The 23,444-nt window shown below is 65.2% G+C and carries 28 protein-coding genes; 20 read left to right on the top strand and 8 right to left on the bottom strand.

The annotated features are described in order from the left end of the window. Positions 1-37: 37 nt before the first annotated feature. The gene (locus G6P99_RS42725) at positions 38-1,708 is read right to left on the bottom strand and encodes a methyl-accepting chemotaxis protein (protein WP_029077564.1); all 1,671 of its coding nucleotides are present in this window, start codon (positions 1,706-1,708) and stop codon (positions 38-40) included. Positions 1,709-2,217: 509 nt separating this feature from the next. Between G6P99_RS42725 and G6P99_RS42720 the strand changes: the two genes are divergently transcribed. From G6P99_RS42720 to G6P99_RS42685, 8 genes are all read left to right on the top strand, one after another. Then, positions 2,218-2,871, top strand: a complete 654-nt coding sequence (locus G6P99_RS42720; RefSeq protein ID WP_165126408.1) for a glutathione S-transferase family protein — start codon at positions 2,218-2,220, stop codon at positions 2,869-2,871. A 127-nt stretch (positions 2,872-2,998) separates the two neighbouring features. Beyond that, the gene (locus tag G6P99_RS42715; RefSeq protein ID WP_029077562.1) at positions 2,999-3,370 is read left to right on the top strand and encodes a nuclear transport factor 2 family protein; all 372 of its coding nucleotides are present in this window, start codon (positions 2,999-3,001) and stop codon (positions 3,368-3,370) included. Between the two features lie 124 nt (positions 3,371-3,494). Continuing rightward, complete coding sequence (locus G6P99_RS42710; protein ID WP_029077561.1) at positions 3,495-3,911, top strand: YciI family protein; 417 nt, start codon at positions 3,495-3,497, stop codon at positions 3,909-3,911. Between the two features lie 87 nt (positions 3,912-3,998). Continuing rightward, positions 3,999-4,424: a YciI family protein gene (locus G6P99_RS42705; RefSeq protein WP_029077560.1), complete on the top strand. Its 426-nt coding sequence runs from the start codon at positions 3,999-4,001 to the stop codon at positions 4,422-4,424. A gap of 81 nt (positions 4,425-4,505) precedes the next feature. Continuing rightward, complete coding sequence (locus tag G6P99_RS42700) at positions 4,506-4,871, top strand: YciI family protein (RefSeq protein WP_029077559.1); 366 nt, start codon at positions 4,506-4,508, stop codon at positions 4,869-4,871. Between the two features lie 353 nt (positions 4,872-5,224). Beyond that, entirely contained in the window at positions 5,225-5,941 is a 717-nt protein-coding gene (locus tag G6P99_RS42695; protein WP_029077558.1) for a TetR/AcrR family transcriptional regulator, read from the top strand. Between the two features lie 119 nt (positions 5,942-6,060). Continuing rightward, positions 6,061-6,552, top strand: coding sequence for a DUF2852 domain-containing protein (locus G6P99_RS42690; RefSeq protein ID WP_029077557.1), 492 nt, complete (start codon positions 6,061-6,063; stop codon positions 6,550-6,552). Positions 6,553-6,706: 154 nt separating this feature from the next. Beyond that, the gene (locus tag G6P99_RS42685) at positions 6,707-7,471 is read left to right on the top strand and encodes a serine O-acetyltransferase (RefSeq protein WP_029077556.1); all 765 of its coding nucleotides are present in this window, start codon (positions 6,707-6,709) and stop codon (positions 7,469-7,471) included. 258 nt (positions 7,472-7,729) lie between these two features. Here G6P99_RS42685 and G6P99_RS42680 read toward each other — a convergent pair whose 3' ends face one another. Together G6P99_RS42680 and G6P99_RS42675 are read right to left on the bottom strand one after the other, a co-directional pair. Next, on the bottom strand, positions 7,730-8,803 hold the full coding sequence (locus G6P99_RS42680) for a tartrate dehydrogenase (protein ID WP_029077555.1): 1,074 nt from the start codon (positions 8,801-8,803) through the stop codon (positions 7,730-7,732). Positions 8,804-8,824: 21 nt separating this feature from the next. Then, a complete protein-coding gene (locus tag G6P99_RS42675; protein ID WP_165126405.1) occupies positions 8,825-10,138 on the bottom strand; it encodes an MFS transporter in 1,314 nt (437 codons plus the stop codon). A gap of 204 nt (positions 10,139-10,342) precedes the next feature. Here G6P99_RS42675 and G6P99_RS42670 point away from each other — a divergent pair, with 204 nt between their 5' ends. The 11 genes from G6P99_RS42670 to G6P99_RS42620 all read left to right on the top strand — a co-directional run bounded on the left by G6P99_RS42670 (position 10,343) and on the right by G6P99_RS42620 (position 18,858). Further along, positions 10,343-11,260, top strand: a complete 918-nt coding sequence (locus tag G6P99_RS42670; protein WP_029077553.1) for a LysR family transcriptional regulator — start codon at positions 10,343-10,345, stop codon at positions 11,258-11,260. A gap of 88 nt (positions 11,261-11,348) precedes the next feature. Beyond that, on the top strand, positions 11,349-11,522 hold the full coding sequence (locus G6P99_RS42665) for a hypothetical protein (RefSeq protein WP_165126402.1): 174 nt from the start codon (positions 11,349-11,351) through the stop codon (positions 11,520-11,522). Between the two features lie 487 nt (positions 11,523-12,009). Next, positions 12,010-12,207, top strand: coding sequence for a hypothetical protein (locus tag G6P99_RS42660; RefSeq protein WP_029077552.1), 198 nt, complete (start codon positions 12,010-12,012; stop codon positions 12,205-12,207). Between the two features lie 2 nt (positions 12,208-12,209). Continuing rightward, on the top strand, positions 12,210-12,965 hold the full coding sequence (locus G6P99_RS42655) for a metal ABC transporter ATP-binding protein (protein ID WP_029077551.1): 756 nt from the start codon (positions 12,210-12,212) through the stop codon (positions 12,963-12,965). 5 nt (positions 12,966-12,970) lie between these two features. Then, positions 12,971-13,840: a metal ABC transporter permease gene (locus G6P99_RS42650; protein ID WP_029077550.1), complete on the top strand. Its 870-nt coding sequence runs from the start codon at positions 12,971-12,973 to the stop codon at positions 13,838-13,840. A 5-nt stretch (positions 13,841-13,845) separates the two neighbouring features. Further along, the gene (locus G6P99_RS42645) at positions 13,846-14,718 is read left to right on the top strand and encodes a metal ABC transporter substrate-binding protein (protein ID WP_029077549.1); all 873 of its coding nucleotides are present in this window, start codon (positions 13,846-13,848) and stop codon (positions 14,716-14,718) included. Between the two features lie 51 nt (positions 14,719-14,769). Next, positions 14,770-15,813 carry a CobW family GTP-binding protein gene (locus tag G6P99_RS42640; protein ID WP_029077548.1) on the top strand — a complete coding sequence of 348 codons (1,044 nt, stop codon included), beginning with the start codon at positions 14,770-14,772 and terminating at the stop codon, positions 15,811-15,813. Next, on the top strand, positions 15,813-16,832 hold the full coding sequence (locus G6P99_RS42635) for a WD40 repeat domain-containing protein (RefSeq protein WP_165126399.1): 1,020 nt from the start codon (positions 15,813-15,815) through the stop codon (positions 16,830-16,832). The genes G6P99_RS42640 and G6P99_RS42635 overlap by 1 nt, the downstream gene beginning before the upstream one ends. A gap of 38 nt (positions 16,833-16,870) precedes the next feature. Next, positions 16,871-17,587, top strand: coding sequence for an MgtC/SapB family protein (locus G6P99_RS42630; protein ID WP_029077546.1), 717 nt, complete (start codon positions 16,871-16,873; stop codon positions 17,585-17,587). Positions 17,588-17,624: 37 nt separating this feature from the next. Then, positions 17,625-17,996 (top strand): hypothetical protein, encoded by a 372-nt coding sequence (locus tag G6P99_RS42625; protein WP_245284480.1) that lies wholly within the window; start codon positions 17,625-17,627, stop codon positions 17,994-17,996. Positions 17,997-18,117: 121 nt separating this feature from the next. Then, positions 18,118-18,858 carry an acetoacetate decarboxylase gene (locus G6P99_RS42620; RefSeq protein ID WP_029077544.1) on the top strand — a complete coding sequence of 247 codons (741 nt, stop codon included), beginning with the start codon at positions 18,118-18,120 and terminating at the stop codon, positions 18,856-18,858. A gap of 67 nt (positions 18,859-18,925) precedes the next feature. Here the strand turns inward: G6P99_RS42620 and G6P99_RS42615 are convergent, their stop codons facing one another. From G6P99_RS42615 to G6P99_RS42595, 5 genes are all read right to left on the bottom strand, one after another. After that, positions 18,926-20,368, bottom strand: coding sequence for a homospermidine synthase (locus G6P99_RS42615; protein WP_029077543.1), 1,443 nt, complete (start codon positions 20,366-20,368; stop codon positions 18,926-18,928). A 40-nt stretch (positions 20,369-20,408) separates the two neighbouring features. Further along, positions 20,409-20,798: a RidA family protein gene (locus G6P99_RS42610; protein ID WP_165126396.1), complete on the bottom strand. Its 390-nt coding sequence runs from the start codon at positions 20,796-20,798 to the stop codon at positions 20,409-20,411. A 128-nt stretch (positions 20,799-20,926) separates the two neighbouring features. Continuing rightward, the gene (locus G6P99_RS42605) at positions 20,927-21,094 is read right to left on the bottom strand and encodes a hypothetical protein (RefSeq protein ID WP_165126393.1); all 168 of its coding nucleotides are present in this window, start codon (positions 21,092-21,094) and stop codon (positions 20,927-20,929) included. A gap of 10 nt (positions 21,095-21,104) precedes the next feature. Next, positions 21,105-21,707, bottom strand: coding sequence for a GNAT family N-acetyltransferase (locus tag G6P99_RS42600; protein WP_029077541.1), 603 nt, complete (start codon positions 21,705-21,707; stop codon positions 21,105-21,107). Positions 21,708-21,836: 129 nt separating this feature from the next. Further along, on the bottom strand, positions 21,837-22,979 hold the full coding sequence (locus tag G6P99_RS42595; RefSeq protein ID WP_029077540.1) for a type III PLP-dependent enzyme: 1,143 nt from the start codon (positions 22,977-22,979) through the stop codon (positions 21,837-21,839). On the opposite strand from G6P99_RS42595, the gene G6P99_RS42590 reads away from it, so the two are divergent. Further along, a complete protein-coding gene (locus tag G6P99_RS42590) occupies positions 22,978-23,166 on the top strand; it encodes a hypothetical protein (protein WP_029077539.1) in 189 nt (62 codons plus the stop codon). The two genes, G6P99_RS42595 and G6P99_RS42590, sit on opposite strands and share 2 nt — an antisense overlap. The last annotated feature ends 278 nt before the right edge of the window (positions 23,167-23,444 follow it).

The raw sequence follows: 23,444 nt of genomic DNA, 5'->3' as shown, positions 1-23,444 counted from the left end.
GCCTGGGCCGTGCACCCTTCGAGGATCGCACCGTGGCTTACGCTGCGAGCTCGGCGGAGGCGCGCTGCATGTTGGTCGACATGTCCTGCGTCACGATGCTCTGCTCCTCGACCGCGGCGGCGGTGGAGGTGATGTATTCGTTGACGCCGGCGATCGCGGCCTTGATCTCGGACAGCGAGGTCACCACCTCGGCGGCGATCGAGTTCAGCGCGTCGATTTCCGAGGAGATCGTGTCGGTCGCCAGCTTGGCCTGGTTGGCGAGGCTCTTCACCTCGGAGGCGACCACCGCGAAGCCGCGGCCGGCTTCGCCCGCACGCGCCGATTCGATCGTGGCGTTGAGCGCGAGCAGGTTGATCTGTCCGGTAATGCTCGAGATCATCTCGACGATGCCGCTCATCGCTTGAGCTGCGGCATTGAGCTTCTGCGCCTGGCCGTCGGCAGCCTCGACGCGGCCAGAGGCGACCGCGGCGTTCTGCTTCGACTTGGTCATGGTTTCCGAGATCTCGCGGATCGAGGCGCTCATCTCCTCGCTGCCGGCGGCGACCGCCTCGATCAGGCCGCGCGCGCTGTCGGCCTTCTTGCGGCCGATCGCCTGCGCGGTGATGTCGGTGGCGTATTTCACCACCTTGTAGGGCTTGCCGTTGAGATCGAGGATCGGGTTGTAGGAAGCCTGGATCCAGATCTCGCGGCCGCCCTTGGCGATGCGCCTGTACTCGGCGGCCTGGAACTCGCCGCGGTTCAGCGCTCCCCAGAACTCGCGATAGCCGGCCGAACTCGCCTCGACCGGCTCGACGAACATGCTGTGATGCTTGCCCTGGATCTCGGCAAGCGAATAGCCCATCGCGCCGAGGAAGTTCGGGTTCGCGGTGCGGATCGTGCCGTCCATGTTGAACTCGATCACCGCCTGCGACTTGCCGATCGCGTCGATCTGGCCGTCATTGTCGGCGGCCTTCAGCTTCTGCTGGGTGACGTCGGTCGCGAACTTGACCACCTTGAACGGCTTGCCGCGGTCGTCAAGGATCGGGTTGTAGGTGGCGAGGATCCAGATCTCCTTGGCGCCCTTGGCGATGCGCTTGAATTCGCCGGCCTCGAACTCGCCGCGGTTCAGCCGCGCCCAGAAATCGCGATAGGCCGCGCTGTCGCGGTCGGCCGGCGGCATGAAGATGCTGTGATGCTTGCCCTGGATCTCGGCGAGCGAATAGCCCATCGCGCCGAGGAAGTTCTCGTTGGCATTGACGATGGTGCCATCCATATTGAACTCGATCACCGCCTGGGCGCGGCCGATCGCGGCGATCTTGCCGGCGTCCTCCATGCTGTGGATCTTCTGCGTGGTGATGTCGGTGGCGAACTTGATGACGCCGACCGGCTTGCCGCTCTTGTCCAGGATCGGGTTGTAGGAGGCCTGGATCCAGATCTCGCGGCCGCCCTTGGCGACGCGCTTGTACTGCGCGGCCTGGAATTCGCCGCGGTTGAGGCTCGCCCAGAACGCGCGATAGTCGTGGCTGTCGCGATAGGCCGGCTCGACGAACATGCTGTGGTGCTTGTCCCTGATCTCGTCGAGCGTGTAGCCCATCGCGTTCAGGAAGTTCTCGTTTGCGGTGACGATGGTGCCGTCGAGCTTGAACTCGATCACCGCCTGCGACTTGCCGATCGCAGCGGCTTGCGCCAGCGCACTGTCGATGGTTGCCTTGTTGCGGAAACTGAACATCAGGGCTCCGTGAAGGTTCAAAAGAAAGGGATGCGGAAAAGCGGATCGAGGCAACTCACGGAAAGGTTGCAGCGAGCCGTTTAGCATCGGTAAAGCCTGATGGTCGCGCGGGCCTGGCACGGACTGCACAACGCGTTGTGTCGCGCGCGCATCTATTTCAACTTGCGAAGAAATTTTCCGATGTGCACGTTAGCATCCATAGTCAGCATGCGATGTTTACCGTAATCCTACGGACGAAAATCGATGACAACTTTCGTCTGATGCGGATGATCGGAACGCGTGCACTTCAGCAACGCTGATAGACCTATTACGAAGGCTGATATTGCTGACCGCTTCGCAAAACAATCCAGCATCGTGATTCGCGTGCTCGACGAATGCGCGTCGCGTTGATGCTCAATGTCCAGGCTCATATCCATGCCCGGCGACTGCGAAAAATAATTGCTGTGCCGGATGTCGGCAGCGCGTTCTCCGCTTCGTCCTCCGGGCACTGGTTTCATGATGGAGTTCTGATGTCGCTCACCCTGCATTACCACCCGCTGTCCTCGTTCTGCTGGAAGGCGCTGGTCGCGCTCTACGAGAACGGCGCACCGTTCACGCCCAATTTGGTCAATCTCGGCGATGCCGCGCAACGCGCGGCGCTGCTCGCGCTGTGGCCGATCGGCCGTTTCCCCGTGCTCCGCGACGAGACGCGGGGCGAGACGGTGCCGGAATCGAGCATCGTCATCGAATATCTCGACCGGCATTATCCCGGCGCCGTCGCCTTGATCCCCGAAGATCAGGAGCTCGCGCTGCAGACCCGGCTGCGTGATCGCTTCCTCGATCTCTATGTCCATCTGCCGATGCAGCGGATCGTCGGCGACCGGCTGCGGCCGGCGGACACCAAGGACCCGCATGGCGTCGCGGAGGCACGGGCGCAGCTCCGTACCTCCTATGCCATTCTCGAGCAGCAACTCGCGCATGGCGGCTGGATGATGGGCGAACGTTTCTCGCTGGCCGATTGTGCCGCCGCGCCGGCGCTGTTCTACGGCAACAAGGTCGAGCCGTTCGGCGACGGCCATCCGCATCTGGCCGGCTATCTGGCGCGGCTGCAGGCGCGGCCGTCCTTCGCGTGCGTCCTCGGGGAGGCCGAACCCTATTTCGGCATGTTCCCCAGGGAAGGCTGAAGTCCCAGCCGGGCCTGAAAATAAATCGCGGCGCGATGTCGTTTTCGCGCCGCCCCGTTCGTCATCTCCCTGAGGCCCGGGTTCTGGAGCGCGCTCCGGAGGCCCGGGCGAATTGTGTGGAGACGACATGGCTGCAGCTGGCAACAGGGCGGAGATCATCCGCGGGCTCTTCGCCGCCTATCTCGCCAATGACCGCGCGGCGGTCGAAGCGGCATTTGCGGAGGATTTCCGCTTCTCGACACCCTACGGCGAGAACATCGACAAGCCGCGCTATTTCGCCGAGTGCTGGCGCGACTCTGGCTGGATCGGCCGCCACGAGATCGAGCGCATCATGGTCGATGGCACAGAGGCCTTCGTCACCTATCGCTGCGTCGGCCGCGACGGCAAGAGCTTTCGCAACACCGAGTTTGTCGTGTTCGACGGCGACAAGGTGTCGCGCATCGACGTCTATTTCGGTCCGTCGCATCAGGACGGCGAACTCGTCAGGCAGGAGCGCTGAAGGCCGTGGCGCGCGATGCAATGACCTCCGAAATAATTTCGTTCGACCTGTCGGCGTGGCAAGAGCGGCGTCGTCCTTCTGACGAGCACCGGCAACCGCCGGTCCAACACAACGGAGCAGGACGATGAAGTTCATGGTGATCGTGAAGGCGAACAAGGATACCGAGGCCGGCGTGATGCCGAGCACCGAGCTGCTCGCCGCGATGGGCAAGTTCAACGAGGAGATGGTCAAGGCCGGCGTGATGCAGGCCGGCGAGGGCCTGCATCCGACCAACAAGGGCGCCCGCGTCAAATATGCCGGCGGGCAGAGCACCGTGAGCCACGGACCGTTCAGCCCGACCGGCGATCTCGTCTGCGGCTTCTGGCTGATCGAGACCAAATCGCTCGATGAAGCGATTGGCTGGATGAAGCGCGCGCCGTTCGACGGCGGCTCCGAGATCGAGATCCGTCAGGTGTTTGCTGCGGAGGATTTTGGCGAGGCGCTGACGCCCGAGCTGCGCGAGCGGGGAGAGCGGCTGCGCGCGCAGGCCGCAAAGAAGTGACGTCTTCGTTATTGCGGGGCTTGCGCCCGACGGCGCATGCCCGAGATGACGAAGGCGAGTAATTCAACAAGCAAGGAAGATCGACCAATGCGTTTCATGATGCTGATGATCCCGCAGGGCTACGAGTCCGCGCCGGCCAAGCTCGAGCTCGACCCGGAACGGGTCGCCGCGATGATGCGATACAACCAGGCGCTCAAGGATGCCGGCGTGCTGATCACGCTGGAAGGCCTGCATCCGCCGGCGACCGGCGCGCGGGTCAGGTTCGACAGCGGCTTGCCCGTCGTGACCGACGGTCCGTTCACCGAGGCCAAGGAAGTGATCGGCGGCTTCTGGATGATCGATGTCGCCTCGCGCACTGAAGCGATCGAGTGGGCCAGCAAGTGCCCGGCGTCCGCCAACGAGATGATCGAGATCCGCCAGGTGCAGGAGATGGCCGACTTCTCCGAGGAGGTGCAGCAGGCCGCCGCCACCTTCGAGCACCCGCAGGGCGGCTGGGGCAAGGCGCTGCGCTAACCACCAAGAAAGCGGTGCCGCTTCAGAGCGTCATCGCGACACGCACTGACGATCAACCAACCACCACAACGGAGACGCAAGATGAGCACCAACACCTTCCTCGCCGTCTATCTCGGCGGCGGCAAAACCGGTTCGCGGATGGCAGCCTGGAACGCGATGCCGGAGGCCGAGCGGCGTGCCAAGGAGCAGCAGGGCATGGCCGCCTGGGGAGCCTGGGTCGAGAAGCACCACGACGTGATCGTCGAGATGGGCGGACCGCTCGGCAAGACCAAGAAGGTCGCCGCTGACGGCACCGCCGACATCGCCAATCTGATGACCGGCTTCACCGTGGTGCGCGCGGCGTCGCACGAAGCGGCGGCAAACCTGTTCGAGAACCACCCGCATTTTGCGATCTTCCCGGGCGAGGCCGTCGAGATAATGCCTGTGCTGCCGATCCCGGGCCGCTGAGGCCGGACCATTCACCTCCCCTTGAAAAGGGGAGGTCGCTTTGCTCGCCAGGGCAAAGCGGGTGGGGATCTGCTCTCTCCACATGCTTCGTCGCCTGCGGCTGACCCCCATCCCGACCTTCCCCCTTTCAGGGGGAAGGGGAAGATGGAGCCATTGGCTTGAGCCGGGCTGCTCTGGTCGAGAGCAGCGAGCCTGCGCCACCTATCCGTTAATCTTGATTAACCCGCGCCCCGCCGCATAGCGTTTTCCGCGCGGAGAACGCGTTGAAACAAGAATCCAGGCCGCCGGTCCTGGGTCGGCCAGGACCGGTGGCCTAGTGACCTTTACCGCCGGCTCATGTAAAAGCCGTTCACATGAGCTGGCGCAAGGACCAAGGCCGCGCCGAGCGCGGCTATCATCACGGCAATCTCAAAGAGGCGTTGCTGCAGGCAGCCCTCGACCTGATCACGAAGAAAGGGCCGGCCGGCTTCACCTTCGCCGACGCCGCGCGGATGGCCGGCGTCAGCCCCGCCGCGCCGTACCGGCATTTCCGCGACCGCGACGAGCTGATCGCCAGCATCGCGCAGCGCGGCTTCGAGCAGTTCGAGGCGCTCTTGACGCAGGCCTGGGACGACGGCCGTCCCGACACCGTCTCGGCGTTCGAGCGCGTCGGCAAGGCCTATCTCGCCTTTGCTCGCGAGGAGCCTGCGTTCTACTCCGCGATGTTCGAATCCGGCCTGCCGGTCGATTCCAATCCGACCCTGATGGCCGCGAGCGAACGCGCGTTTGCGATCATCCGCGCCGCCGCCGAGCGGCTCGCGGCGCTGGCGCCGCCCGCCACGCCGCGCCCGCCGGCGATGATGATGGCGCTGCACATCTGGTCGATGTCGCATGGCGTCGCCTCGCTGTTCGGCCGCGGCGATGCGGCGCGGCGCAAGCTGCCGATGTCGCCGGAAGATCTGCTCGAAGCCGAAGTGCTGATCTATCTGCGCGGCCTCGGCTTCCTCACCGATCGCAGGCCGGGTGCCGAGGCGCCCGCCGACGACATGCCCGCTGGTGACAAGGCGGGTCCCTGGGGCAAGCCGAAATAAAATTTCAAAAATAATCCCAGGGGTGCGTCATTCGCGCTGCTTGACTTTCCCAAGGGGTCGGCTATCTATGTAAATGTTATTTACATTCACAACGGCGTGATGCCGTCATGGAGAAGGAAATGGCCTACACCGCTGATGTCAATCGCTGGCGCGGCCCCGTCGAAGAACCCTACCGCCCCTACTTCTACGCGACGCCGTGGCATCCCCTGAAGATCGCCGGGATCATCCTTGGTTTCATGATCTGGTGGCCGATCGGTCTCGCCCTTCTCTTTTTCACACTCGGGAGCAGAAAGATGGCCTGTTGGAGTCACAACGACATGGATCGCTGGCAGAACAAGATGGAGCGCATGCAGGACAGGATGGAGCGGATGAAGAGCCGCATGGAGCGCCGCGGCTTCCCGTTCGGCGGCTTCGGTTCGCCCTCGAGCGGCAACCGCGCCTTCGACGAGTACCGCACGGACACGCTGCGCCGTCTCGAGGAGGAGCAGGTCGAGTTCAAGAACTTCCTCGATCGCCTGCGCCACGCCAAGGACAAGGAAGAGTTCGACGCCTTCATGGCGCAACACAAGACCCGTCCGACCCCGCCGAACGACCAGCCGCCGCAGAGCTGATCACGCGAGGCAAGCGCTGAGCCTTCAGGCGATGTGCCCCCATAACACCTGATGGCCCTGAGCCGCCCGTTTGCGATGAGCAAGCGGGCGGTTTGCATTTTGGGGTGGTCGCGCCCACTCTATCGTCGGCGGCCCGGACGATGAGGCGAAGATCATGGCGACGCATGTGACGGCGAGTTCTGACGATCTCTGGCGTTCGATCCGGCGCGAAGCGGAAGCCGCCGTCGTCGCCGATCCCTTCCTCGAGGCGTCGGCCGCCTTCATCCTCGATCAGGGCGAGCTCGGCGGCGCGCTCGCGTTCCTGATCGGCCGGCGCATCGGCCGCGCCGAGGCCGATCGTGCGCAGTTTGCGCGTGCGGCCCGCGAGGCGTATGCGGCCGAGCCCGCGCTGGTCGATGCCGCAGCAGTTGATCTCACGGCGATCGTCCGCCGCGATCCGGCGATCTCAGGCTTCCTGCCGCCGCTTCTCAACTTCAAGGGCTACGCCGCGCTGCAGGCCTGGCGCGTGTCGAACTGGCTGTGGCGCGAAGATCGCCCCGACCTCGCGCTGCTGATGCAGAGTGCGGCTGCGGACCAGTTGCAGATCAGCATTCACCCGTCGGCCCAAATCGGAACCGCGGTGTTCCTCGATCACGGCACCGGCATCATCATCGGCGCGCTGGCTTCTGTCGGCGACGAGGTCACGATTTTGCAGAACGTCACCATCGCGCGCCATCAGGACGACCCGCGCCACGCCCCGACCATCGGCCGCGGTGTGCTGCTCAGTGCCGGCGCAACGGTGATCGGACATCTCACGATCGGCGATTTCGCCAAGATCGGCGCCGGCGCGCTGGTGACCTCGGATGTGCCCGCCGGCTGCACCGCCGTCGGCGTGCCGGCGCGGCTGACGAACTGCGCGGAGGCGGAGACGCTTTCGTGAGGTAAGCGTACGGACCTCGTAAGGTGAGCACCCTCTCAGGCTCCCTCTCCCCTTGCGGGAGAGGGCGGGGAGAGGGGTGGCCCCGGGCGTGATGCGAGTGATGAAGCGACGACGCCATCAACCTGCGCAGCAAGTGTCGCCGCTTCTAACTGAGAGCGGAGCAAGTGCGCCCCTCTCCCCAACCCTCCCCCGCAAGGGGGGAGGGAGCCCGAGCAGCGTGCTCACCTTACTTCAATGATGCAGCGGCGCGACCGCGCCTCACACATTCGATCCATGGATCGCGTCGATCACCGCATCCGTCACTTCCTTGGTCGTCGCCGTGCCGCCGACGTCGGGCGTCAGCACGCCGGCGGCGCAGACCTTCTCGACTGCCGCCATCAATCGCACGGCGGCGTCCTTTTCGCCGAGGTGCTCCAGCATCTGCGCGCCGGTCCAGAAGGTCGCCACTGGATTGGCGATGCCCTTGCCGGTGATGTCGAAGGCCGAGCCGTGGATCGGCTCGAACATCGAGGGGAAGCGGCGCTGCGGATCGATGTTGCCGGTCGGCGCGACGCCGAGGCTGCCGGCCAGTGCGCCTGCGAGATCCGAGAGGATATCGGCGTGCAGATTGGTTGCCACAATCGTGTCGAGGCTCTTCGGATGCAGCGTCATCCGCACCGTCATGGCGTCGACCAGCATCTTGTCCCAGGTGACGTCGGGGAACTCCCGCGCCACCTCGGCCGCGATCTCGTCCCACATCACCATGCCGTGGCGCTGCGCGTTCGACTTGGTCACCACGGTGAGGAATTTGCGCGGCCGCGACTGCGCGAGCTGGAATGCATAGCGCATGATCCGCGTCACGCCGACGCGGGTGAATACCGCGACTTCGGTGCCGACCTCCTCCGGCAGGCCCTTGTGCGCGCGGCCGCCCATCCCGGCATATTCGCCTTCGGAGTTCTCGCGCACGATCACCCAGTCGAGATCGCCGACGCCGACATTGCGCAGCGGCGAGGCGACGCCGGGCAGGATCTTTGTCGGCCGCACATTGGCGTATTGGTCAAAGCCCTGGCAGATCGGCAGCCGCAAGCCCCACAGCGTGATGTGGTCCGGCACATCGGGCGCGCCGACCGCGCCGAAATAGATCGCGTCGAACTTCTTGAGCTCGGCGAGGCCGTCGGCCGGCATCATCACGCCGTGCTTCTTGTAATAGTCCGAACCCCAGTCGAAGGTCTTGACGTTGAAGCTGATGTCGCCGCTGCGCTTTGCCAGCGCCTCGAGCACGCGGACACCCGCGGAGATCACTTCGGGGCCGATGCCGTCGGCGGGGATGGCGGCGATGGAATGGGTGCGCATGGGTTGTCTCCGGATCTGTTGTTAGCGGGTTTGCACGGGATTGGGTTGCGGTTCGGCCTGCACTGGCGCGGCTTGCGCGCGCGACAGCAGCAGCGTGAGCACGGCTGAGAGCACCAGCAGGGCAGCGACGAAATAGAGGCCGCCCTCGAAGCTGCCGGTGCGCTCCTTGATCCAGCCGATCATCGCCGGCCCGACGAAGCCACCGAGATTGCCGATCGAGTTGATGGTGGCGATCCCGGCCGCGGCGGCCGAGCCCGACAGGAACATGGTCGGCATGCTCCACAGTGGCGGCTTGGACGAGGAGATGCCGATATTGACCAAGGTCAGCGCCGCGATCACGGCGGCAAGGCCGGTCCAAAGTCCGGCCAGCGCGAGTCCCGCTGATGCCACCAGGCAGGCCAGCACAACGTGCCAGGTGCGCTCGCCGGTGCGGTCGGAATGCCGTGCCCACAGCACCATCGCGATCACGGCAATTGTCGCCGGCACCGCGTTGAGGAAGCCGACCTGCAGCGACGACAGGCCGAACGCCTTGATGATCTGCGGCGCCCACACACCAAGCGTGTAGAGCCCGGCCGAGGTGCCGAAATAGACCAGCGACAGCGCCAGCACGCGCGGGTCCGCAAGGCCGCGCCAGATGCTGTGGCTCGCGGTCGCGGCCTTGCCGTCGTTCTCCGCCTTCATGGTCTTGACCAGCCAGGCGCGCTCGTCGTCGGCAAGCCATTTGGCCTGCTCCGGCCGGTCGGTCAGGAAGCCCAGCACCACGAAGCCGAGCAGCACGGCGGGCACGGCTTCCAGCACGAACAGCCATTGCCAGCCCTTGAAGCCGAACAGGCCGTCCATCTCCAGCAGCGCGCCGGACACCGGCGAGCCGAGCACCGTCGACAGCGGGGCTGCGGCCATGAACAGCGCGGTGACGGCGGCGCGCTGCCGGGCCGGGAACCAGTAGGACAGATAGAGGATGATGCCGGGAAAGAAGCCGGCTTCCGCGGCGCCGAGCAGGAAGCGCAGCACGTAGAAGCTGGTCGCGCCCTGCACCAGCGCCATCGCCGCCGAGACCAGGCCCCAGGTGATCATCACCCGCGCGATCCAGATCCGCGCACCGATCTTGTGCAGGATGATGTTGGAGGGCACCTCGAACAGGAAGTAGCCCCAGAAGAAGATACCGGCGCCGAAGCCATAGACGGTCGGCGACAGGCCGATGTCCTTGTTCATGGTCAGCGACGCGAAGCCGATATTGACCCGGTCGATGAAGGCCACGAAGTACAGCAGCATGATGAACGGCACGATGCGCAGTGAGATCTTGCGCAACACGCGAGTGCCAAGCTCGCTTTCCATGGGCTTCCCCGGGGTTCGTCTTGTTTGTTGGGACGGCGCATTTCGCCGCGCCACCGGGAACCCTAGAGGCTCGCGCCCTTCCGCTTCAATCCGCGCCGGTTTATACAAAAAAATGATATAATCGCCGCGAGCGACGCGCCCTCGGCACGTCATGGCCGGGACAAGCTCGGCCATGACGATCACAGAAAGCCGGGAACGAAAATCTTGGAACTGCACCAGCTTCGCTGCTTCGTCGCGGCTGCCGAGGAACTGCATTTCGGCCGCGCCGCACAGCGCCTGCAGATGATGCCGTCGGCGCTCGGCCGCCACATCAAGCTCCTGGAAGAAGATCTCGGGGTGCGGCTGTTCGCGCGCACCACGCGCGCGGTGTCGTTGACCGAGGACGGCGCGACGCTGCTGCGCGAGGGGCGCGAGTTGCTCGGCCGCGCCGAAGCGATCGAGAACGGCTTTCGCCGCCGGCTGCGCAAGCCACAGGCGCGGCGCTTCCGGATCGGTGCGATCGACAGCGCCGCGGCCGGCCTGTTGCCGCCGCTGCTGCGCGACCTCCGCGTCGCCCATCCCGATGTCGCGGTGCAGCTGCTCGAGGAGAAGACCATCCGTCTCTTGCCAAAGCTGCTGTCGGGCGCGCTCGATCTCGCTTTTGTGCGCCCGCCGGAGCGGCCCGACCGCCGCATCGAGTTCATTCCGTTATTTCGGGAAACCGCCGTGGTGGCGCTGTCGCACAAGCATGCGCTGGCGCGGCGTAAGCAGATCGTGCTGCCCGACATCGCCGATCAGCCTTTGATCGTGCCGGAGCGCCGCTCGCGGCCGCACAGCCACGATCTCACGACAAAACTGTTTGACGAGGCCGGGTTGACGCCGCGCATCCAGGAGATCGCCGACGAGAAGCAGACCATCGTCAACATGGTCGCGGCGCGGCTCGGCGTTGCCATCGTGCCGCGCTGGACCGCGCGGATGGCGATCCCCGGCGTGCGTTTCGTTCCCCTCAGACTCAAGCGCGGCAGTGCCGCCGGCCGCCTGCCACTCGCCGCCGCTTGGCTGAAAGGCTCCCGTGACCCGGTCCGCGACCAGGTGATGGCGGTGCTCGAGGCAAGGTTGAAGAGCTACGCAAGAGAGGCGTGAGGCGGGGACGAACCTGTTTACGGTCAAATCATACGAAGGGTATGGGCGCGTGGTGGTGCAACTCGCACACGGGGTGAGGCGGCCGTCGATGGATGTTTGGACCAGATGCCTTCTTGGCGTGACCGCCTTCGCCGTGCTCGGCTATTTCGCCCTGATCTACGGCGGCTGTGCACTGGATCAACGATGTCATCTGCGTTCCTGCTACGCGCACAGGGTCTGCGGCGTGGTCTACGACACGACCGATCCGACATCGGCCCACTGAAGGGGCCGTTGGAGTGTGACGTACAAGTGGTGCAACAAATTCATCGTCGTCCTGGCGCAGGCCGGGACCCATAACCACCGAAGGTGATGGTTGCGCGACGCTGGGGCCACAGCTTTCCTACCAACCCAATCCTGTGGTTATGGGTCCCGGCCTGCGCCGGGACGACGGCGGAATTTGAGCGCACAGGTGCGCCTCACAACCTGCATCTGGCCGGCAGCACGCTTCAGGGGCGGCCGGTGCAGGATTGGCTCTGCGGATCCCAGGCCACCTACCCCCCAATCCGGCCGGTGCCAGATCCAGAGATCCTGGCCTTGATCCTGATCCTGGCGCTGGTAGCCGACGGTTCCATCGGGGCGCGTCTTGCAGACGAAGACATGGACGAGGGTGTCACTCTGCCGTCGCAGCTCAAATCTCTCCCGGTTTTGCGGATCCGCCATGAGTTCCTCGTTTGTAGACTCGCGTTATGTTATAATATAACAGTCTGTCCATGGCGCATACGCATACCCACGATCACGACCACCAGCACGGCCACCCCCATCCGCATGCCCACAGCCACGGCCCGGCGGGGCATCCGGCCCAGACGGCCCACTGGTCGATCCTGCGCATGACCGTGCCGGCGCGGCTGGCCGCGGCGCTCGCGGTCTCGGCCTGCCTGTGGGGCGTGGTCTGGCTGGCGATGAGGTGAGTATGGGTGCCCTTGTCACATTCCGCGACGTTACGCTTGGCTATGACCGCCATCCGGCGGTGCATCATCTCAACGGTGCCGTCGAGGCGGGCGCGCTGCTTGCCGTGATTGGCCCCAACGGCGCCGGCAAGTCGACGCTGCTGCGCGGCATCGCCGGCGTGCTCAAGCCGCTGTCGGGCGTGATCGATCTCGACGGGCTCGACCATCGCGACATCGCCTATCTGCCGCAGTCCGCCGACATCGACCGCACGTTCCCGATCTCGGTGTTCGATTTCGTCGGCACCGGGCTGTGGCGCACCACCGGTTTCTTCGGCGGCATCGGCAAGGGTGCGCGCGAGAAGATTCTGGCGGCGCTCGCCGCCGTCGGCCTCAACGGTTTTGAGAACCGCCCGATCGGCACGCTGTCCGGCGGCCAGATGCAGCGCATGCTGTTCGCGCGCGTGCTGCTGCAGGATGCCCGGTTGATCGTGCTCGACGAGCCGTTCAACGCCATCGATGCCAAGACGTCAGCCGATTTGCTGGCGCTGGTGAAGCGCTGGAACGGCGAGGGGCGCACGGTGCTGGCGGCGCTGCACGACCTCGACATGGTGCGCAACAATTTCCCCGAGACGCTGCTCCTGGCGCGCGGCCCGGTGGAATGGGGCCCGACCGCAGAGGCGCTGACGGCGGACAATCTGATGGTCGCGATGCGGATGTGCGAGGCGTTCGACGACTCTGCCGGCGCCTGCGCCGCCGATCCGCGCTCGCGGGCTGCCTGACGCCAATGCTCACTGACGCGCTGATCACGCCCTTCACCGAATTCGAGTTCATGCGCCGCGCGCTGGCGGCGGTGATCGCGCTGTCGCTCGGCGGCGCGCCGATCGGCGTGTTTCTGATGCTGCGGCGGATGAGCCTGGTCGGCGACGCCATGGCGCATGCGATCCTGCCGGGGGCGGCGATCGGTTTCCTGCTGTCCGGGCTCAGTCTGTTCGCGATGACGACCGGCGGCCTGATCGCGGGCTTCACCGTGGCGCTGCTCGCGGGCCTGGTCGCCCGCACCACCGAGCTGAAGGAGGACGCTTCGCTCGCGACCTTCTATCTGGTCTCGCTCGCGCTCGGCGTCACGATTGTTTCCATCAAGGGCACCAATATCGACCTGCTGCATGTGCTGTTCGGCAATATCCTGGCGATGGACGACCAGACCCTGCTGGTGATCGCGTTCAACGCCACCATCACGCTTTTGGTGCTCGCGGTGATCTATCGTCCGCTGGTGATCGAATGCGTCGATCCGGTGTTCCTGCGCACCGTGAGCCGGGCCGGCGCGCCGGCGCATCTCGCCTTTCTCGCGCTTGTCGTGGTCAACCTCGTCAACGGCTTCCACGCGCTCGGCACGCTGCTCGGCGTCGGGCTGATGATCCTGCCCGCCGGCATTGCGCGGTTCTGGTCGCGCGACATCACGACGATGATCTGCATCGCGGTCGCGAGCGCGATTGTGTCCGGTTATGCCGGGCTGGTGCTGTCGTACCAGACCCGGATTCCCTCCGGCCCCGCGATCATCCTGGTCGCGGCGGGGCTTTATATTGTGTCGCTGCTGTTCGGCAATGTCAGTGGTTTGGTGCGGCAGCTGTTCCCCGGCCGCCATCTCGAGGCGTGAGTGCGATGCGGCGTTTGCTCGGGTTGATGTGTCTGGCGCTGGCGGTGGCGAGCGGCCCGGCGTGCGCTGCGGAGCGTATCAATGTCGTCGCGAGCTTCTCGATCCTCGCCGACATGGTGCGGAATGTCGGTGGTAACAGGGTCGATGTCACGGCGCTGGTCGGGCCCGACGGCGACGCCCATGTCTATGCGCCGACGCCGGCGGACGCCAAGACAGTCGCTTCTGCGCGGCTGCTTGTCGTCAATGGGTTCGGCTTCGAGGGCTGGATGCCTCGGCTGGTGCAGGCCTCCGGGAGCAAGGCGCCGGTCGTGGTGGCGACGACGGGGATCACGCCGCGCCAGCGTGGCGGCCATGAGGATCCGCATGCCTGGCAATCGGTCGTCAATGCAAAGGTCTATGTCGGCAACATCCGCGACGCGCTGGTGGCCGTGTCCCCCAACGATGCCGCTGTTATCAAGGCCAATGCCGAGGCCTATTTGGCGAAGCTCGACGCGCTCGACCGCGAGGTCCGCGAGGCGGTGGCGAAAATACCGCAAGGCCGGCGCAAGGTGATCTCGACCCACGGCGCTTTCGGCTATTTCGCCGATACCTATGGCATCGCCTTCATCGCTCCGCTCGGGGTCTCCACCGATTCCGAGCCCAGCGCACGCGATATCGCCGCCATCATTTCCCAGATCAGAGCTGAAAAAATTCCAGCAGTTTTTCTCGAAAACATCAGCGATCCGCGCCTGATCGAGCGGATCGCGGCCGAGACCGGGATCAGGGTCGGCGGCACCCTGTATTCGGACAGTTTGACCGGCGAAAAGGGCCAAGTCCCCACTTACATTGATATGGTCAGGCACAATATAAAGGCCCTGACCAGCGCGCTCGCCGACTAGGGGCAGGGGCCTCCCTGCCGGGGCTGAGCGCGGCCCCAATTCGGAGTTGTTATGGCTGAAGCTTCGCAAAAAATTCCTGTGACCGTGCTGACGGGCTATCTCGGCGCCGGCAAGACCACCTTGCTCAACCGCATCCTGTCGGAGAACCACGGCAAGAAATACGCCGTCATCGTCAACGAATTCGGCGAGATCGGCATCGACAACGACCTCATCATCGGTGCCGATGAGGAAGTGTTCGAGATGAATAATGGCTGCGTCTGCTGCACGGTGCGCGGCGACCTCGTCCGCATCATGGACGGGTTGATGAAGCGCAAGGGCAAATTCGACGCCATCATCGTCGAGACCACCGGCCTGGCCGATCCGGCGCCGGTCGCGCAGACCTTTTTCGTCGACGAGGACGTGCAGAAGAACGCCCGGCTCGACGCGGTCGTGACCGTCGCCGACGCCAAATGGCTGAGCGACCGCCTCAAGGACGCCCCGGAAGCCAAGAACCAGATCGCGTTTGCCGACGTCATCGTGCTGAACAAGACTGACCTCGTCTCCAAGCCCGAGCTCGCCGAGGTCGAGGCGCGCATCCGCGGCATCAATCCATATGCCAAGCTGCATCGCACCGAGCGTTGCCAGGTCGGGATATCAGACGTGCTGGAGCGCGGCGCGTTCGACCTCGACCGCATCCTGGAGATCGAGCCCGATTTCCTCGAGGCCGGCGACGACCACGATCATCATCATCACGACCATGATCACCACCATCATCATGATCACGGCCATGGCCATGGGCTGAAGCACTATCACGACGAGGACATGCAATCGCTGTCGCTGCGCTCGGAGAAGCCGCTCGACGCGACCAAGTTCATGCCCTGGCTGCAGCAGCTCGTCGCCACCGAGGGCCAGAAGATCCTGCGCTCGAAGGGCATCCTCGCCTTCACCGGCGATGACGACCGCTACGTGTTCCAGGGCGTTCACATGATGCTGGAGGGCGACCACCAGCGGAAATGGAAGGACGGCGAGAAGCGCGAGAGCCGCGTCGTGTTCATCGGTCGCGAACTGCCGGAGCAGGCGATCCGCGACGGCTTCGAGCAGTGCATCACCACGTGATGAAAGAGTTCGATCCGGGCGAGGCCCCTTCTTCCATCGTTTCGATCACCGACCGCGTCAAGCCGCTTGCGCTCGGCGCGTCGGTCGGCTCGGTGCATTTCCTCGGCGACCGCGCGTTCTTCGTCGGCGCCGAGGAGAGCATCGCGATCGCGACCGCCGACGGCGAGTTCACGCGGACGGAGACGCATTTCGGTGCCATCCTGTGCGCGGCCTCCGACGGCAAGCGGATTGTCACTGGCGGTGACGACGGCAAGCTGATCGCGATCGACGCCAAGGGCGAGACCTCGACCATCGCGACCGACACCAAGCGGCGCTGGATCGACAATGTCGCGCTGCATGGCGACGGCACCGTGGCGTGGTCGGCGGGCAAGACCGCGTTCGTTCAGGGCGCCAAGGGCGAAGCGAAAACCTTCGAGGTGCCGTCGACGGTCGGCGGGCTCGCCTTCGCGCCGAAGGGCCTGCGGCTTGCGATCGCGCATTACAACGGCGTGACACTGTGGTTTCCCAACATGGCGGCCAATCCGGAGTTTCTGGAATGGGCTGGCTCGCATCTCGCCGTGATGTTCAGCCCGGACAACAAATTCCTCGTCACCGCGATGCACGAGCCGGCGATGCATGGCTGGCGGCTCGCCGATAACAGGCACATGCGGATGAGCGGCTATCCCGGCCGGGTGCGCTCGATGTCATGGAGCGCCGGCGGCAAGGGGCTCGCGACCTCGGGCGCCGATACCGTGATCGTCTGGCCGTTCACCAGCAAGGATGGCCCGATGGGCAAGGAGCCGGCGATGCTGGCGCCGATGCCGGCGCGGGTCGCGGTGGTCGCCTGCCATCCGAAGAACGACGTCATGGCGGTCGGCTATGCCGACGGCACCGTGCTGATGGTCCGGCTCGAAGACGGCGCCGAAATCCTGGTACGACGGAACGCCGGTGTGGCGGTGTCGGCGCTGGGCTGGAATGCCAAGGGCACGCTGCTCGCCTTCGGCACGGAAGATGGTGACGCGGGCATCCTGGAAATGTAAGAGATCGCGGCATCCGAAGCTCGCGCCGGGGCAGCGTCATGCGATTTCTCACCACATTCCAGCTCGCCGACTTCATCGACACGCTGGTCAGCCTGGCGACCGCCTTTGTGCTCGGCACGCTGATCGGCGCTGAGCGGCAGTACCGGCAGCGCACCGCGGGGCTGCGCACCAATGTGCTGGTCGCGGTCGGCGCGGCCGCCTTCGTCGATCTCGCAATGCATCTGGCTGGTGCCGACGGCGCGGTGCGGGTGATCGCCTATGTGGTGTCGGGAATCGGCTTCCTCGGCGCCGGCGTCATCATGAAGCAGGGCATGGACGTGCGCGGCCTCAACACCGCGGCGACGCTGTGGGCCTCGGCCGCGGTCGGCTCCTGCGCCGGCGCGGATCTGGTGGCGCAGGCGGCCGCGCTGACCGTGTTCGTGATCGCCGGCAACACGCTGCTGCGTCCGCTGGTCAATGCCATCAACCGCATCCCGCTGAACGAGAAGGCCTCGGAGGCGACCTACTACTTCAAGCTCGCGGTCACTCCCGAGGCGCTGCCCGACATGCGCGACCGCGTGGTCGAAAAGCTCGAGGCCGCGAACTATCCGGTCGCCGATGTCAATGTGGTCGAGGCCGGCGACGACTTCCTGGAGATCGTGGCCACACTGGTCTCCACCGCGGTCGACCCCAATGAGCTGAATGCCGTGGTGGTCGACCTGCAGCATCAGCCCGGCGTGCGGCACGCGACTTGGGAGATCAGCACCACGGATTGAGGCTGGGTTCCGCAGCCGGGCGCGTCGGAACCATGCCATGGCAGGATCGTTGACCTCGCTGACAATGCAGGTGAGCGAGATGGCTTCGGATCGGACCAGGCTGCGGAACGACATGCTGATCGCCTCCACACTGGTGGTGGCGGGCGTCGCGATCGCGGCGCTGTCGCTGCACGCGATCAACGCGGCCCCGCCGCAGGAGATGGCGCAGGCGACGCAGCCGCTGCAGACCACGCCGTCGCCCGAGCCGCAGCAGACCGCGCCGGCGGAGTCGAAACCCGGCGGCGAGCGGCCGACCACACCGGCTCCGCAGCCGGCCCGTCCCGACGCCGACGCGCAGAAGGCCGGTGCCAGGCCGGCATTGCCGCCGGCACCCGCCGAGAAGACGGCGCCGCCGATCGAGAAGAAATAGCCGCTGCCGGCCGGCGCATTGTGACGCGCATTTCACGAACGCTGCCGCTTATACGGTCTCGCTTCCGCCGCCCGCGCCCGCCATAATCTGCCGTCTCGCCAACGACAGATCGGGGCCTTTCATGAAGATCGAGGACGTCCGCCGCACCGCCTATTCGATGCCGCTCACCAACCCGTCGTTCCCGCCGGGGCCGTACCGGTTCTTCGACCGCGAATATTTCATCATCACCTACAAGACCGACCCCGAAGCGCTCGCGGCCGTGGTGCCGGAGCCGCTCGAGGTCGCCGAGCCGGTGGTGAAGTATGAATTCATCCGCATGCCCGACTCGACCGGCTTCGGCGACTACACCGAGACCGGGCAGGTGATCCCGGTCCGCTTCAAGGGTGAGCTCGGGGCCTATACCCACGCGATGTATCTCGACGACGAGGCCCCGATCGCCGGCGGCCGCGAGCTGTGGGGATTTCCGAAGAAGCTGGCGCGGCCCAAGATCGAGATCGAAAGCGATGTCCTCGTCGGCTCGCTGCATTACGGCTCGGTGCTGTGCGCCTCCGCCACCATGGGCTACAAGCACCGCAAGGTCGACCACGACACCGTGCTGAATGCGATGAAGGCGCCGAACTTCATCCTGAAGATCATCCCGCATGTCGACGGCACCCCGCGGATCTGCGAGCTGGTGCGCTTTCATCTCGACGATGTCGTGCTGAAGGAAGCCTGGACCGGTCCCGCCGCGCTCGGCCTGTTTCCGCACGCGCTGTGCGACGTCGCCCGTCTGCCGGTGCGCGAGGTGGTCTCGGCGCTGCATTACAAGGCGGACCTGACGCTCGGCCTCGGCTCGGTGGCGTTCGACTACATGGCGAAGTGAGCGGCGGCCGACAGCAAAATGCCCGGCGCGAAGCCGGGCATTTTGATCGATCGACTGCGCTCCGGGATCAGCGCACCAGAATATTCCGGAACTGCCAAGGATCGCTGGTATCGATATCCTCCGGAAACAGCCCCGGACGATCCGTCAGCGGGGTCCAGTCGGTGTAGAACCCTTTCACCGGGCCGAGATACGGCAGCTGGATTTCCAGCAGCCGATCGAAATCCATCTCGTCGGCCTCGACGATGCCTTGGTTCGGGTTTTCCAGCGCCCACACCATGCCGCCGAGCACGGCCGAGGTCACCTGCAGGCCGGTGGCGTTCTGGTAGGGCGCGAGTTTGCGGGTCTCTTCGATGGAGAGCTGCGAGCCGTACCAGTAGGCATTGTTGTCGTGGCCGAACAGCAGCACACCGAGTTCGTCGATGCCATCGACGATCTCGTTCTCATCGAGGATGTGGTGCTTTTCCTGCATCTTCGCTGCGCGGCCGAACATTTCATGCAGCGACAGCACGGCATCGTCAGCCGGATGATAGGCATAGTGGCAGGTCGGCCGGTAGATCGCCGTGCCCGATGCGTCACGCACCGTGAAGTAATCGGCGATCGAGATCGACTCGTTGTGGGTGACGAGGAAGCCATACTGCGCGCCGCGGGTCGGGCACCAGGTCCGCACGCGCGTGTTGGCGCCGGGCTGCATCAGATAGATGGCAGCGCCGCAGCCGGCTTCGTGGGTACGCGCATTCTCGGGCATCCATTTCTCATGGGTACCCCAACCGAGTTCGGACGGCTGCACGCCTTCCGACAGGAAACCTTCCACCGACCAGGTGTTGACGAAGACATCGGGCTCCTTCGGCGACTTGGCGCGCTGGGTGTCGCGTTCGGCGATGTGGATGCCCTTGATACCGGCCTGCCGCATCAGGTCCGCCCATTCGGCTTTGGTCTTCGGCTTGGGGGCATTGAGCTTCAGATCAGCGGCGACATTGAGCAGCGCCTGCTTGACGAAAAAGGAGACCATGCCGGGGTTGGCGCCACAGCAGGAGACGGCTGTCGTCGAGCGCGCGGGGCGCGCCTTCTTGGCGGCCAGCGTCACTTCGCGAAGCGCGTAGTTGGAGCGCGCTTCCGGGCCCTTCGACGAATCGAAATAGAAGCCGAGCCAAGGCTCGTTGACGGTGTCGATATAAAGAGCGCCAAGTTCGTTGCAGAGCTCCATGATGTCGGTGGAGCCGGTATCGACCGAGAGATTGACGCAAAAACCCTGGCCGCCGCCTTCAGTGAGCAGCGGGGTCAGCAACTCGCGATAATTGTCCTTGGTCACGGCCTTCTGGATGAATTTCACATTCTGCTTCTCGCAATGTGCCTTGCGGCCCTCGTCCTTCGGGTCGATCACGGTGACGCGCGACTTGTCGTAGTCGAGATGCCGCTCGATCATCGGCAACGTGCCTTTGCCGATCGAGCCGAAGCCGATCATGACAATGGGGCCGGTGATTTTCGCGTGGATCTGCGAGGAGGGGCTCATCATGTTCTCCAGGAGAGTGCCTAGCGGCGGGTAGAGTGGATCAGGGGTTGCGACGCTTCGCGGTGACTTCGATCTCGACCTTCATCTCGGGCTTGTAGAGCCCCGCGACGATCAGCAGTGTCGCCGCCGGGCGAATGTCGCCGAGAACCTCGCCGCAGACCGCGAAATGGGCGTCCGCGTCATTGACGTCGGTGAGGTAGTAGGTCGCGCGGACGATGTCGGCCATCGCGAAGCCGCCCTCCCTGAGGGCAGCTTCGATGGTCTTGAAGCAGTTCCGTGACTGGCTCGTGACATCGGCGGGCATGGTCATGGTGGTGTAGTCGTAGCCGGTGGTTCCCGCGACGAAGGCGAAATCGCCGTCGATCACGGCACGGCTGTAGCCGGCGGTCTTCTCGAACGGAGAGCCGGTGGAAATCAGGCGGCGGGACATGTCGGACCTCGGCTGAAAATGGCCTTGCGCGGGGTTTACGGGCATTTTTGCCGCCCGCGCAACCCCCGGATTCTGACCTGGCATTCTGACTTGAGATTCTGACTTGGGTTTTGGCCCTGCGGCCGGCGCTAGTGGGACTGCTGCGTGGTGTCCGGCGGCGCCGGAGGCGCACCGGTCCAGCGCCGGATCAGGATGTCCCTGACGATCATGACCGAGATCAGGATCAGCATGACCGTGGTGACGAGGCCTCGCCAACGCGGGCGCGCGCCGTCGGTTGCGGGAAAGTGGTCCGACATGGCCGCCGCCTTACGCCGCGTGCGGCACGGCGAGCGGTGCCTTCCGGGTCCGGGATGCCTTCACCTTAGGCACTGCGCCGGTCGGCGTGATCATGCCCCAGACGCCATCAAGCGCTCCCTCGACAAGCTCGAGGCCGAGCAGCCGGTCGCGCTCGAAAGCACCGGGCAGCGACAGCTCGCCGGTCTTGCCGGCAGAGAAGCCGAAACGGGCGTAGTAGGGCGCATCGCCAAGCAGGATCACCGCGCCATGGCCACGCGCCTTGGCGGCGGCGAGCGCGCGCTGCATGAGCGCGGCGCCGACGCCGAGGCCGCGGCAGTCATCGTCGACTGCCAGCGGCCCTAGCATCAGCGCGCTGCGGCCCCCCGCGCTGACGTGCCACGACCGCACGGTTCCAACCAGCCGGCCGTCCTGGCGCACGGCCGCAAGGCTCAGGCCTTCGGCGGGCGCGCGTCCGTCGCGCAGGCGCTGGCAAATGCGGGCATGGCGATTTTCGCCAAAGCAGGCATCCAGCAGCGCCTCGCGCGCGACGACGTCCGAGGCTCGCTCCGCACGGATCGCGAACGGAGCGGCTTGTCGGATGAGGGCAACGGGGGTGTTCCGTTTTGCAGTCATGGCACGTCAGTCCCCGCTTGCAACGGCGTGTCGTACGCCGCGGCAAGCGTCGTTCAGAAAATCAAAAATGATCGGGAAGGAGCCGGCGGGGCCGGCTCCCGGTTTATCAGGCCTCGAAAAGGAGGCGGGTCAGATGTGGTAGGTCTTCAGCGGCGGAATGCCGTTGAACGCCACCGACGAGTAGGTCGACGTATAGGCGCCGGTGCCTTCGATCAGCAGCTTGTCGCCGATCTCGAGCGTCACCGGGAGCGGATACGGCAGCTTCTCGTACAGCACGTCGGCGCTATCGCAGGTCGGGCCCGCGAGCACGCACGGCGTCATGTCCGCCCCGTCATGCGGGGTACGGATGGCGTAGCGGATCGACTCGTCCATCGTCTCGGCGAGACCGCCGAACTTGCCGATGTCGAGATAGACCCAGCGCACCTCGTCCTCATCGCTCTTCTTCGAGATCAGAACGACTTCGGTCTCGATGATTCCAGCATTGCCGACCATGCCGCGGCCCGGTTCGATGATCGTCTCCGGGATCTGGTTGCCGAAATGCTTGCGCAGCGCGCGGAAGATCGACCGGCCATACTGCAGGACCGGCGGAACGTCCTTGAGGTACTTGGTCGGGAAACCTCCGCCCATGTTGACCATGGTGAGGTTGATCCCGCGCTCGGCGCAGTCACGGAACACGGTCGAGGCCATCGCGAGCGCGCGGTCCCACGCCTTCACCTTGCGCTGCTGCGAGCCGACATGGAACGAGATGCCGCACGGCTCCAGCCCCAGGCGCTTGGCGAGGTCGAGCACGTCGACCGCCATCTCCGGGTCGCAGCCGAACTTGCGCGACAGCGGCCACTCGGCACCGGCGCAATCATAGAGGATGCGGCAGAACACCTTGGCGCCGGGAGCGGCGCGGGAGATCTTCTCGACCTCGGCGGCGCAGTCGACCGCGAACAGGCGAATGCCGAGCGCGAAGGCACGCGCAATGTCGCGCTCCTTCTTGATCGTGTTGCCATAGGAGATGCGGTCCGGCGTCGCGCCGGCGGCCAGCGCCATTTCGATCTCCGCAACGGTCGCGGTGTCGAAGCAGGAGCCGAGCGAGGCGAGCAGCGACAGCACTTCGGGCGCCGGGTTGGCCTTCACCGCGTAGAACACGCGGCTGTCCGGCAGCACCTTCGCGAAGGTCTGGTAATTGTCGCGCACGACGTCGAGGTCGACGACGAGGCACGGCTCGGTGTCGAGACCTTCGCTGCGGCGGTGACGCAGGAATTCCTGGATACGTTCGGTCATGGCACTCTCCAACGGCCCCAGCGACGGGATCCGCATCAACGTGACGTCGGATAGGAGTGCTCTGGCCACATTGCGCGATGGAGGCGCAACGAAGCCAAAAGACTCAAACCAGACTGTGCTGCCGTGGATTGGTTGGGAGAGTTTCCCGCCCGCTCACCTGGCAATGAAGGACAAGCCTTTTCAGTAGCCCGCGCCGGCTTTGGACTGCCGGTAGAGACCAAAAAAGCCCGATCCGTCGTTGCTTTAAGTCGCGTCCCCCGTTGAGAGCGGGGTGCGCCGGTTCGCCTCCGGCTGCCAGTCACGGTTGCAAAGAGTGGTGAGACCTTCAACGGCATCCCTGGAGAGGGAGGCTGGCCGCCTCGTGTCCTGATGGACGTAAGCGACCCTCGGTTCTTCCACCCCTTGGCGGCTGTCCGGCCTCTTGTCCGGATACCTACCGACTGACACACGACCACAGGCACGTGC

This window comes from Bradyrhizobium sp. 6(2017), from assembly GCF_011058295.2.
Taxonomy (GTDB): domain Bacteria; phylum Pseudomonadota; class Alphaproteobacteria; order Rhizobiales; family Xanthobacteraceae; genus Bradyrhizobium; species Bradyrhizobium septentrionale.
The sequence above is the reverse complement of the archived record's forward strand: the minus strand, read 5'-3'. Positions and strand labels throughout refer to the sequence as shown.